The organism is Microbacterium umsixpiens (assembly GCF_053543675.1).
The window spans coordinates 52,263-55,912 of the sequence record NZ_JBLVOH010000069.1 but is presented as its reverse complement, the minus strand read 5'-3'; the positions used below and the strand labels follow the sequence as shown (position 1 = coordinate 55,912).

Below are 3,650 nucleotides of genomic sequence, written 5' to 3'. Positions count from 1 at the left end.
CGCGTCCGCGACCTCCCCGGACGCGCGGTTCCGCAACGGCATCCGCACCTGACCTCCGGACTCGACGGGCTCGCCGGCGACCACCGCGTCGACCACATCGGCGCCGAAGTCGAGAGACTCCAGAGCCAGCACCTCGGGGCCGCGCTCGACCACGACCGAGCCGCGCACGGCGTCGACGCGAGGATCGGGGCTCGTCGTGCGCGCGACGAGAGGCAGCGTCAGCTCGACGACATCACCGGTGCGGAAGGCGCGGCGCACTTCGACCGTGCCGGGAGCGGCCGGATGCTGCGCGCTCTCGCCGTCGGCGTCGACCCGCACCGTCGCGCCCTCTGCCCACGCCGGCACCCGCAGGGTGAGCGTGAACTCGGCGTCGTCCGCGATCGTCACGCGGATGCCGCCGTCGGCCGGGTATCCGGTCGCGACGTCGAGCGCGATCACGCGTCCGTCGGGCAGCGTGGTGCGCACGGATGCCGGTGCGTACTGATGCAGCTGCACGCCCTCGTCGTCGGCCGTCGCGACATAGGCCGCGAGGCTCGCGAAGGTGCGCGCCACGTTGGGCGGGCAGCAGGAGACCTCGAACCACGGCGCGCGCAACGACGAGGAAGCACGCTTGGACGTTCCCTCCGGATCGGCCGGTACCCCCGGAACACGCTGGTGCAGGGTGTTCGCGTAGTAGAACGCCCGACCGTCCGGCGCGGGAGACGTCGCGACGACGTTGAAGAGGGTCCGCTCGATGAGGTCGGCGTGCCGGGTGTCGCCGGTCGCGAGCAGCAGCCGCCACGAGAACATGATCGACCCGACTCCGGCACACGTCTCGGAGTACGCGCGATCCGAAGGCAGCTCCCAGTCGGCGCCGAACGCCTCGTCCTGGTGGTGCGATCCCTGACCGCCGGTCACATAGGTGCGGCGCTTGACCGTGCGGTCCCACTGCCCGCGCAACGCGTCGAGCAGTGCATCGTCGGAGAGCTCGACCGCGACGTCGGTGGCTCCGGAGGCCAGGTAGTTCGCGCGCACGGCATGCCCGCGCAGGGCATCAGCTGCCCGCACCGGCACGTCGTCCTGGAAGTACTCCTGGCCCCATTCGATCTCGGCGAGCGACCCGCGGCCGTGCCGTTCGACGAACAGGGCCGCCTGGTCGATGAAGCGCTGTTCCCCGAGCGCCCGTCCCAGCTCGGCGAGTCCGACCTCGACCTCGGCGTGACCGCAGATCGCGTCGCGGCCGTCGGCGCCGAACTCGCCGCAGACGAGCTCGGCCGCGCGTCGGGCGACCGCGACGAGTCCGTCGTCGGCATCCGGCCGGGTGCGGTGCCGAGCGACCGCCGCCTGGAAGAGGTGTCCGAGGCAGTACAGCTCGTGGCCCCACTCCAGATCCGACCAGCGCTCGCCCTGCCCCGGGCGCCCGAACTGCGTGTTCAGATAGCCGTCGGTCTCCTGCGCGGCAGCCACCCGCGAGACCACGGCGCGGAAACGCTGCTCGAGCGGGGCATCGGTCGCGGCATCCGTCCGTCCGATCTCCCAGGCGAGGGCCTCGAGGTACTTGTAGATCTCGGAATCCGCGAACTCCCGCCCGCGGCGCCCCTCGGGCAGTGTGCCCGCGGCGGCGAGATCGAAGTTGGGCAGCCAGCCCTCCGACTCCAGGCGCGATTCGATGTGGTCGAGGGTCGCAGTGCCGTTGACGGCCTGGCGTTCGCCCCAGATTCCGCCCGTGATGCGCACGTCGTCGAGGCCGAGGGGGCGCAGGCGCCCGCGCGTGGGAACCACCGGAGCAGCCGGTGCAGTGGTGTCGAACATCGTCATCCCTTGAAGGCGCCGGACATGAAGCCGCGCACGTAGTGTCGTTGGAGGATCAGGAACAGCACGATGCAGGGGAGCGCCAGCACGACGACTCCCGCCTCGGTGGCGCCGTAGTCGACGACACCCTGCACCTGCCCGCGGAGGTTCGCGACCGCGAGCGGCAGTGTCATGCGGTTCGAGTCGTTGATGAGGATCAGCGGCGCCATGAAGTCGTTCCATGCCGTGAGGAACGCGAACAGCCCGACGGTGACGAGTCCGGGCTTGACCGCCGGGAGCAGCACCCGCCACAGGGCGCCCCAGCTGGAGCATCCGTCGACCATCGCCGCCTCGTCCATCTCGCGCGGGATCGATTCGAAAGAGATGCGCATCATGAACATCGAGAACGGCAGCTGGAACATGGTGATCACGAGTGCGACGCCCACCAGCGAGTTCTGCAGGCCGACCGCGTTGAGGATCACGTACAGCGGGATGAGCAGGGTCGCGTACGGCACCATCAGGATCGCGAGGGTCAGCAGGAACAGCGCGTTCTTACCCGGGAACGAGAACCGGGCGAAGGCGTAGCCGCCGAGCAGCGAGATGAACAGGGTCAGGGCGACCGTGAGCACGGAGACGAACAGCGAGTTGCCGAGGTAGACCCAGATGCCCGCCTGGTACTCGCCGAGGGCGGCATAGTTGCCGAACCCCCAGCCGTCGGTCTGGCTCGTGCCCGCCATCGGGCTGACCGACGAGACGCCGGTCCAGATGAGCGGGTAGAGGAAGATCACCGCGAGGGCGGTCGTGAACACCCAGTACGGGATGCCGAAGACGATGCGGGCCGCTGTGGAGCGGTATCGGGGCGCTGTCGGCTGGTGGTCCGGCGCGACGATGCTGCGGGTCAGTGTCTGAGACATGCGGGTCAGCTCTCATCCGGACGCCGGAAGGCGCGCAACTGGAAGACGTTGATGACGATGAGCGCGAGGAGCACGATCACCGAGAGGGCGCCGGCGATGCCGAGGCTGTTCTGCCCCTGGAAGGCCACGTTGTAGATCAGCTGCACGACCGTCATCGTGCTGTTGTCGGGGCCGCCCTTGGTGAGGATGTAGAACTGCTCGAACGCGAGCAGCGACCCGGTCACGCACATCACGGTCGTGAGCGCGAACGTCGGCTTCAGCAGGGGGACCGTGATGTAGCGGAAGGTTTGCCAGCGGCTCGAGCCGTCGATGCGCGCGGCTTCGTAGATGTCGTCGGGGATGCCCTGCAGTCCCACGAGCATCAGCAGCATGTAGAAGCCGGCGAAGCGCCACACGATGAGGAAGATCGTCGACCACAGTGCGCCGTCGGGGGTGCCGAGGAAGGTGATGCCCCACGACTTCATGAGTCCGGCGAAGGGTCCGGCGATGGGGGAGTACAGCACATAGAAGAGCAGCGAGGCGGATGCCAGGCCCAGGGCGCTCGGAATCAGGAACGCCGTGCGCAGGAGGCCCTTCCAGCGGGTCGACTCCTGCACGAGCAGCGCGAGCCCGAGACCCAGGCCGATCAGGAGCACGGTGGTGATGACCGTGTATAGCAGGGTGAAGCGGATGCTGTCCCAGAAGAGGCGGTGATTGACGGCATCCACGTAGTTCTCGGGGAAGTTCAACCCCTGGTTCCCGCTGAGCAGCGGCCAGTCGGATGCCGACATCTGCAGCACGAGGATCAGCGGGACCACGAAGAGCAGCGCCACGAAGATCGCGGTGGGGGCGGCGTACAACCACCCCTGCACGGGGCCGCCGAATCCGGTGCGCGCGCGTCGGCGGCGCAGCGGGGGTGCGGTCGAGGTCATCGGGTTCTCTTTCGTCGGAGGCTGTCGCTTTGTCGGATGCTGTCGCTGCAGTCGA

General features: G+C 68.8%; 3 protein-coding genes. All 3 read right to left on the bottom strand.

Annotation, left to right across the window (positions count from 1 at the left end):
• Positions 1-1,791: glycoside hydrolase family 127 protein (locus ACNPM4_RS07160; protein ID WP_448985229.1), on the bottom strand; the 1,791-nt coding region annotated here is incomplete at its 3' end.
• 2 nt (positions 1,792-1,793) lie between these two features.
• Positions 1,794-2,684, bottom strand: a complete 891-nt coding sequence (locus ACNPM4_RS07155) for a carbohydrate ABC transporter permease (RefSeq protein WP_448985227.1) — start codon at positions 2,682-2,684, stop codon at positions 1,794-1,796.
• Positions 2,685-2,689: 5 nt separating this feature from the next.
• Positions 2,690-3,595 (bottom strand): carbohydrate ABC transporter permease, encoded by a 906-nt coding sequence (locus tag ACNPM4_RS07150; RefSeq protein WP_029264422.1) that lies wholly within the window; start codon positions 3,593-3,595, stop codon positions 2,690-2,692.
• Between the last annotated feature and the right edge of the window lie 55 nt (positions 3,596-3,650).